Here is a 6,580-nt window from a genome sequence, read left to right as displayed (position 1 = left end):
ACGCGGCCTTGGCGGCGGCCACGGCGCTGTTGAGGTCCTCGACCGAGCCCTGGACGTATTCGCCGACCACGTCGTTGGTGTTGGAGGGATTGATGTTGCGCGAGGCATTGGCCCCGCCGGCCCACTCGCCGGCGATCAGGTTCTTGAAGAATTCAGCCATGGCTATGTACTCGCTAGTGCCGTAGTGGAGAGACTGACGAAGTCAGCCTGCTTTCAAGTTCGAGGCATGTAATGAAATCCGGCGGCACCCTGGCCGTTGGCCAATCTGCAAGCAATCGCCGATCATGCCGAAGAGGGCCTGTAGCTGATCGCGGGGCCGCCACCGAGGCCCTGCGCCGTTTTGCTGGCGCCCGCCGGTTGGGCGCATTCCTTGGCTATTCGCTTAGCGGACCGGCGGAGCGTATTGCAGGCCGCCCTTTGACCAAAGGCCGTTCTGACCGCGGACGATCTTGAGGGGGGAGCCCTGTCCGAAGTTCCGCTCGAAGGACTCTCCGTAGTTGCCGACATGCTTGACGATACGCGCAACCCAGTCAGGCGTCAGACCAATCTGCTCGCCAAACTTGCCCTCGGCCCCTAGCAAACGCTTGACCTCCGGATTGTCCGACTTGAGCTGCTGATCGACGTTTGCCTGCGTGACGCCAAGCTCTTCGGCGTTCAGCATCGCGAAGTGTGTCCACTTCACGAGATTAAACCATTGCGGATCGCTGCTGCGGACGGCCGGACCAAGCGGCTCTTTCGAGATGATCTCCGGGAGCACGAGGTGCTCATCCGGAGCAGCCAGCTTTAGACGGATTGAATAGAGACTCGACGCATCGTTCGTGATCGCGTCGCAACGACCCGCCTCGTAAGCAGTCATCGCCTCGTCCGAGCCGGCGAACGAGACGACCTCATACTTCAGATTGTTTGCCCGGAAATAGTCGGCGACGTTGAGCTCGCTTGTGGTGCCTTGCAGCGTGCAGACGGATGCGCCGGAGAGCTGGAGCGCGGAGTTCACGCCGAGCTTCTTGCGAACCATAAAGCTCTGGCCATCATAGTAGTTGACGCCGGTGAAAAGCACGCCGAGCGAAGCGTCGCGAGACATCGTCCAGGTCGTGTTGCGGATCAGCACATCGACTTCGCCCGATTGGACCACCGTGAAGCGATCCTTCGATACGAGGGGGATGTATCTGACCTTGCTCGGATCGTTGAAGATCGCCGAGGCAATGGCACGGCAATAATCGACGTCGAGCCCTGTCCAGTTTCCTTGCGCGTCCGGGACACCAAAGCCGGCAAGGCCGGTATGAACACCACAATTGAGAGCACCGCGCTGCTTGACCTGTCCCAAAATGGTCTGCGCGGAGACAGTGCTTGCAGCAGTCATGAGGCCGATAGCTGCGAGCAGAGTCGCGCCTGCGAACTTCTTCATCAATATTCCCCTGTAATATATCGATTCAGTTGCTCGGATTAATGAGCCTACCCATGCTGTCGAGCCCACACGTCCGCGCCCCTCGAGACGCAAGAGCGGGCCGCGCAGCAGCCCGCTCTGCTTCGGAATGATCGTCTGGCCTCACTCCGACTTGGCGATGAGCTCCGCCAGGATCTTTTCTTCTTCCGGCGTGAGGTCGACGAGCGGCGGCCGAACTGGACCAGCTTCAAACCCCTTCTGACGAACGCCAGCCTTGATCGCCGAGACCGCATAGCCCTTGTTGCGGCTGCGCAGCGCCATGAACGGGTAGAAGAAATCGCGCAGGATCTCCTCGCACCGCGCGCGGTTGCCGCCTCGCAGTGCCTTGTAAAATTCCACGGCCAAGGCGGGGACGAAATTGAACACCGCCGACGAGTAGGTGGTAAAGCCCGCGCCCAGGTAAGCTTCGGCGAAGAGCTCCGCGGTCGGCATGCCACCGAGATAGGTCAGCCGATCCCCAAGTGTCGCAGTGATCTGGCGCACCAGGCCGATATCGCCCGACCCATCCTTGAAGCCGATCAGGTTCGGGCAGGCTTCCGCGAGCCGGGCGATCGTATCCGGGTGCAGGATCGAGTTGTCGCGATTATAGACCATCACGCCAATTCCGATGCTGTCGCAGACGGCCTTCACATGCGCGTAAAGACCGGCTTGCGGTGCATCGATCAGGTAGTGCGGCAGCAGCAGGATGCCGTCGGCGCCGGCCTTTTCCGCTGAGCGGGCGATATCCACCGCGATGCGCGTCCCATAGCCGCAACCTGCGACGATGGGGGTCTTACCCGCAGCTTCCTTCGCCGCCGATACGATCGACGGGATTTCCGAGGGAGCGAGCGAGAAGAATTCGCCCGTGCCACCGGCCGCAAACAGTGCCGCCGCCTCGAAGCCGGAGAGCCACTCGACATGGCGGCGATAGGGCTCGGCGGCGAAATCCCCCGAAGCATCGAAGGCGGTCACAGGGAAAGAAAGCAGTCCTGCGCCCAGCGCCGACTTCAATTCGATTGGATTCATATCGCAGCCCTCAGCCGATCGATGGATTGGATCTGGCTCATCCGTACTGGGGCTGAGAGCGTCAGTCAACAACTTGTATGATAAATCTTATAACTGTCTGAGAAGTTTCCGATACCGCTGCTGACTTCCGTTGAGGTGGACCCGCATTGCCTCGCGGGCGTCCTCGACATCGCCGTTCGAAATCGCTGCCACGATTCGCCCGTGCTCCTCGACGAGGCGCTGGAGGTACTCGCTGCTGGTCCGTTCGGAGTTCGGTTCCCGCAGGGCCGAGCGCGGGATCATTCCCTCCCCCATGATCCGCAGAAATTCGACAAAGCGAGGGTTGTTGGTCGCTTCGGCAATGGCGAGATGGAGATCGAAATCCGCCTCGATTGTCGGCTGCTGGTTCTGGATGCAGGCGATGATGGCGTGATGCCGCTCAATGATCGCCTCCTCCTGCGCTGGAGAGCGTCGCTGAGCAGCGAGCGCTGCGGCCTCCATTTCGACGGGTGCGCGGAGCTCCAGCAGCTCGATGACCGAGGAAATGCGGGCATTATCGACATTCTGGAATGGCAGGACGGGAGCGGAGAGCGGCTCCAGGACGAAGACGCCGGCCCCTTGCCTGGGATCCACGAGGCCGTCCGCGCGCAACGCGGAGATCGCCTCCCGAATGACGGTGCGGCTGACATTGTGCTCGACCGTCAATTTGGCTTCGCTCGGGAGCTTTTCGCCCGGCCGATACCGGCCTGACCGAATGGCCTCGCGGAGGGCTTGGCTTACCGAGGATGCAAGCGTGCTGCTCCCCCGCCTTGTATCCGCAGCCGCTTCGCGTCGCCCCGACATTTTACCCTCGAATCCTGCCAGCCAATCCTGTCGGCTCGCTGCATGATAGGCGATCAGAATATATCTTGTCTGATGTTTATTTAGTCATTTGACAAGATCCTCCAACTTGTCATACGACATGAGCGTCGCTAGCAGTGATCGGGCGACGGCTGCCGCCCGGCGGAGGCCGCCCGAGCTCAGCGATCGCGCCAAGGCATTTCAAAGGCCGGCGCAAAGAGGGAGGCGTTCAACCATGACCGACATGGCAATCGAAATGGCCGGCGTCGACAAGTGGTTCGGCAGTCATCAGGTTCTGACCCAGATCGACCTGTCGGTGGCCCGCGGCGAGCACATCGTCCTCTGCGGTCCGTCCGGTTCGGGAAAGTCGACACTGATCCGCTGCATCAACCATCTCGAAGGCACCCAGGCAGGTTCTATCCGCGTTGGCGGTATCGAGCTCGGCCGGGACGGATCCAACGTCGATCAGATTCGGCGCAATGTCGGGATGGTCTTCCAGCAGTTCAATTTGTTTCCCCATCTCACGGTTCTGGAGAATTGCACTCTGGCGCAGCGTCGCGTTCGGAAAACCAGTCCGGCCGACGCCAAGGCCCGCGCCATGCAGTATCTGGAGCGCGTCCGGATCGCCGAACAGGCTGCCAAGTATCCCGCCCAGCTCTCCGGCGGGCAGCAGCAACGCGTTGCCATTGCGCGCGCGCTCTGCCTGGGGCCGGACATCATGCTTTTTGACGAGCCGACATCTGCCCTCGACCCGGAGATGGTCAAGGAGGTGCTCGATACGATGATCTCTCTGGCCGATGACGGGATCACCATGATCTGCGTCACGCATGAGATGGGCTTCGCCAGGGCCGTCGCTCATCGCGTCGTCTTCATGGATCAGGGGCGGATCATCGAGAGCGCTCCGCCAGGGGAATTCTTTGATTCTCCCAAGCACGAACGCACCCGCGCATTCCTCGGCCAGATCCTGAACCACTAGCGCTTTCCGAACCGCACACCGCGCTGCGCGGTCCCGCTCAGTCCAAGCAGAGATATGGCCGAACCTCTCCCATGAAATATGCGATCGACTTCGGCCCCGTCCTCGCGGCCTGGCCAGAGCTCCTGAACGGCACATTCAGCACGCTGAAGATCTCGGCGATATCGATCGTGCTGGGTCTGGTCATGGGCATCGGCCTGATGCTGCTGCGCGCAGCCGACTGGGCGGCGTTGAAGGCATTCGCCCTTGGCTACATCGAGATCGTTCGAAACACCCCGTTCCTGGTCCAGGTGTTCTTCATCTTCTTCGGCCTGCCAGCGCTGGGGTATCGCCTGGGAACCGAGCAGGCCGCGATCCTGGCATTGTCGCTCAACTGTGCGGCCTACACAGCCGAGATCATCCGCGGCGGTCTCGATTCCATTCACAAAGGACAGTTCGAGGCGGGGCGCGCCCTCGGACTGAGCCGCATCGACATCTTTCGTTTCGTTATCTTTCGGCCGGCGGTTCGGGCGGTCTACCCGGCATTGTGCAGCCAGTTCATCCTGTTGATGCTTACATCGAGCATCGTGGCTTCGATCTCGGCCGAGGACCTCACCTACGCGGCTCAGACCATCGACGCTCAGACTTTTCGCTCCACGGAAGTCTATTTCGTCGTCGGCGCGATCTATCTCGCGCTCTCCCAGCTGCTGTCGCTTGTCCTGCAGGGGATCGGCCGCGTCTATTTTTCCTACCCGGTGAAGTGAGGCTCGAATGATCCGCCCGTTCGGCTTCAACGAATTCCTTTTTGTCCTCTCCCACGCGCAGTGGACCATTCTGCTGTCGCTCGTCTCTTTTGTGGTCGGAGGCATCGCAGGGCTTGGTGTGGCGCTCGCCCGGACGAGCAATTCTCCGTGGCTGAGGCGCGTAACGACCGTCTACATCCAGGTTTTCCAGGGCACGCCGCTGCTGGTGCAGCTGTTCTTCTTCTACTTCGGCCTGCAACTGGCAGGGCTTTCATTGGGTATCTGGGGCGCGCTCATCGTCGGCTTTTCGCTGCACACGAGCGCGTTCCTCGGTGAAATCTGGCGCGGCAGCATCGAGGCCGTGCCGAAGGGGCAGACCGAGGCGGCGAATGCTCTCGGCATCGGCTACGCCTCGCGAATGGTCGATATCGTGCTCCCGCAAGCGTTCCGGATCGCGATGCCGGCCACGGTGGGCTTCCTGGTCAATCTGATCAAGGGCACCGCGCTGGCGGCTCTCGTCGGCCTGACCGAGCTCACACGCTCGGGCCAGCTCATGGCGAACATCACCTTTCAGCCGCTGCAAACCTACGCCGCGGTCGCGCTGATCTACTTCCTGATTTGCTTCCCGCTGACGCTCGCTAGCGCTCGGATCGAGAAGCGGCTTCACGCCGGTCGGTAACGCAAGATCCGCCGGGGTCGGCCCGGCTGAACAACGAGGGGAAAAGCGATGAAGAAGTTCGGTTTTACGCGCGCGGAAGTGCTTGCTCTGGCAGGCGGCGCAGTCGCGGCGCTGACGCTGGGAATTGCTCCCGCGAAGGCGATCACACCCGATGAGATCAAGGCCAAGGGCAAGATCGTCATCGGCGTGCAGATGGACCAGTTTCCCTGGGGCTTCATCAACGCCGCGGGCAAGAACGAGGGCTTCGATATCGAGATCTCGGAGCTGATCGCCAAGGAGCTGGGCGTCAAGCCCGAGTTCGCCCGCATCACCGGCCAGAATCGCATTCCGCTGCTCACCAGCGGCACTGCTGACATCCTCGTCCCGTCGATGACGATCACCGAGGAACGCGCCAAGGTCATTCAGTTCGTGCTGCCTTATTCGGCCAACGACATCACCCTGTGGGCGAAGAAGGACGCGCCGATCAAAGGCAATGAAGACCTCGGCAAATACGTCATCGGCGTCAATCGCGGCAGCGTGTTCGATCCGATCCTCGTCAAGGCTGCTCCGGCCGGCACGCAGATCCGCCGCTTCGACGACGATGCATCGACGGTCCAGGCGCTTCTCGCCGGCCAGGTCGACGCCATCCTGGGCAGCGTGACCTACGGGCTCGTCATCAAGAGCACGGGTAACGATGGCAAGTACGAGCGGAAGTTCAAGGTCGCGGACAATTACCAGGGCATGGCGGTCCGCCAGGGCGACAAGCAGATGCTCGACTGGCTGAACGACTTCGTGAAGCGCCGGACCGCCGATGGCACGCTCGATGCGCTCTACAAGAAGTGGATCGGCGCCGATCGGCCGACGCTGCCGACCTCTCTTCCCGGTGTGAACTTCACCGGTCAATAACGAGGAGCGGTTTCGCCGCGCCTTCCTCCAGATCGCTGTTTCCCGCCCGGGCC

Annotated in this window: 7 protein-coding genes and 1 pseudogene; 4 read left to right on the top strand and 4 right to left on the bottom strand. The window is 61.5% G+C overall.

All coding sequences use genetic code 11. From position 1 onward, the window contains the following. From AC1DNE_RS26600 to AC1DNE_RS26585, 4 genes and pseudogenes are all read right to left on the bottom strand, one after another. Window positions 1-160 (bottom strand): annotated as a pseudogene (locus AC1DNE_RS26600) (aldehyde dehydrogenase family protein); the annotation flags it as partial. 222 nt (window positions 161-382) lie between these two features. Next, window positions 383-1,405, bottom strand: a complete 1,023-nt coding sequence (locus AC1DNE_RS26595; RefSeq protein WP_441473450.1) for an amino acid ABC transporter substrate-binding protein — start codon at window positions 1,403-1,405, stop codon at window positions 383-385. A gap of 141 nt (window positions 1,406-1,546) precedes the next feature. After that, a complete protein-coding gene (gene kdgD, locus AC1DNE_RS26590) occupies window positions 1,547-2,449 on the bottom strand; it encodes a 5-dehydro-4-deoxyglucarate dehydratase (RefSeq protein ID WP_441473449.1) in 903 nt (300 codons plus the stop codon). A gap of 87 nt (window positions 2,450-2,536) precedes the next feature. Continuing rightward, window positions 2,537-3,271 (bottom strand): FadR/GntR family transcriptional regulator, encoded by a 735-nt coding sequence (locus AC1DNE_RS26585; RefSeq protein ID WP_441473448.1) that lies wholly within the window; start codon window positions 3,269-3,271, stop codon window positions 2,537-2,539. A gap of 232 nt (window positions 3,272-3,503) precedes the next feature. Between AC1DNE_RS26585 and AC1DNE_RS26580 the strand changes: the two genes are divergently transcribed. The 4 genes from AC1DNE_RS26580 to AC1DNE_RS26565 all read left to right on the top strand — a co-directional run bounded on the left by AC1DNE_RS26580 (window position 3,504) and on the right by AC1DNE_RS26565 (window position 6,527). Further along, window positions 3,504-4,244 (top strand): amino acid ABC transporter ATP-binding protein, encoded by a 741-nt coding sequence (locus AC1DNE_RS26580; RefSeq protein ID WP_441473447.1) that lies wholly within the window; start codon window positions 3,504-3,506, stop codon window positions 4,242-4,244. Window positions 4,245-4,315: 71 nt separating this feature from the next. Next, window positions 4,316-4,984 (top strand): amino acid ABC transporter permease, encoded by a 669-nt coding sequence (locus tag AC1DNE_RS26575; protein WP_441473446.1) that lies wholly within the window; start codon window positions 4,316-4,318, stop codon window positions 4,982-4,984. Window positions 4,985-4,991: 7 nt separating this feature from the next. Then, window positions 4,992-5,642: an amino acid ABC transporter permease gene (locus tag AC1DNE_RS26570; RefSeq protein ID WP_476767089.1), complete on the top strand. Its 651-nt coding sequence runs from the start codon at window positions 4,992-4,994 to the stop codon at window positions 5,640-5,642. Between the two features lie 48 nt (window positions 5,643-5,690). After that, complete coding sequence (locus AC1DNE_RS26565) at window positions 5,691-6,527, top strand: transporter substrate-binding domain-containing protein (RefSeq protein ID WP_441473444.1); 837 nt, start codon at window positions 5,691-5,693, stop codon at window positions 6,525-6,527. Window positions 6,528-6,580 lie beyond the last annotated feature (53 nt).

Source organism: Allobosea sp. 05L423 (assembly GCF_056397745.1).
The sequence above is the reverse complement of the archived record's forward strand: the minus strand, read 5'-3'. Positions and strand labels throughout refer to the sequence as shown.

What these genes read in the sequence shown, in the direction of transcription:
- AC1DNE_RS26585 (WP_441473448.1), bottom strand. Translation starts at nt 3,271, where the DNA reads ATGTCGGGGCGACGCGAAGCGGCTGCGGATACAAGGCGGGGGAGCAGC.
- AC1DNE_RS26595 (WP_441473450.1), bottom strand. Translation starts at nt 1,405, where the DNA reads ATGAAGAAGTTCGCAGGCGCGACTCTGCTCGCAGCTATCGGCCTCATG.
- AC1DNE_RS26575 (WP_441473446.1), top strand. Translation starts at nt 4,316, where the DNA reads ATGAAATATGCGATCGACTTCGGCCCCGTCCTCGCGGCCTGGCCAGAG.
- AC1DNE_RS26580 (WP_441473447.1), top strand. Translation starts at nt 3,504, where the DNA reads ATGACCGACATGGCAATCGAAATGGCCGGCGTCGACAAGTGGTTCGGC.
- kdgD (WP_441473449.1), bottom strand. Translation starts at nt 2,449, where the DNA reads ATGAATCCAATCGAATTGAAGTCGGCGCTGGGCGCAGGACTGCTTTCT.
- AC1DNE_RS26565 (WP_441473444.1), top strand. Translation starts at nt 5,691, where the DNA reads ATGAAGAAGTTCGGTTTTACGCGCGCGGAAGTGCTTGCTCTGGCAGGC.
- AC1DNE_RS26570 (WP_476767089.1), top strand. Translation starts at nt 4,992, where the DNA reads ATGATCCGCCCGTTCGGCTTCAACGAATTCCTTTTTGTCCTCTCCCAC.